Annotated in this window: 1 pseudogene; it reads right to left on the reverse strand. The window is 64.4% G+C overall.

Annotation, left to right across the window (positions count from 1 at the left end):
• Window positions 1–247: 247 nt before the first annotated feature.
• Window positions 248–374, reverse strand: a pseudogene (locus tag DM872_RS30350) (type VI secretion system tube protein Hcp); the annotation flags it as partial.

Genomic DNA, 374 nt, shown 5'->3' on the forward strand with positions numbered 1-374 from the left:
CCTGGCCGAAGTCGATGGCGGGGTTGGTGCAGCTCAGGTCGACGTTGAGCCTGAATGTCTCGGACAAGCCTTCGACGAGGTGGAACTCGACGACCTCGAAGGCGTCCGCTCCCGCGGTGAAGGTGAAGCGCAAATCGGATTGGACTGCCATGGAAATCCTCACCAGCCCGCTGTCGGGCCAGTGCTCCTGATGCAAGAGGGAGCGCCCGACGCACGCTTGCGCCGGTCGCCGAATTCGCCTGGGGGTTTAGGCTTCCTGGGGCTTGCGCCAGTCGTCCGAGGCTTCGGTGCCGGCGATGGCGTGGGTCCAGGTGATCTTGCGGTAGGCCATGGCGACCTTGACCAGTTGGGTGTACTCGGCCTTGCTCGGATCC

The sequence above is a fragment of the Pseudomonas taiwanensis genome (assembly GCF_013393345.1).
In the GTDB taxonomy this organism is placed as follows: domain Bacteria; phylum Pseudomonadota; class Gammaproteobacteria; order Pseudomonadales; family Pseudomonadaceae; genus Metapseudomonas; species Metapseudomonas resinovorans_C.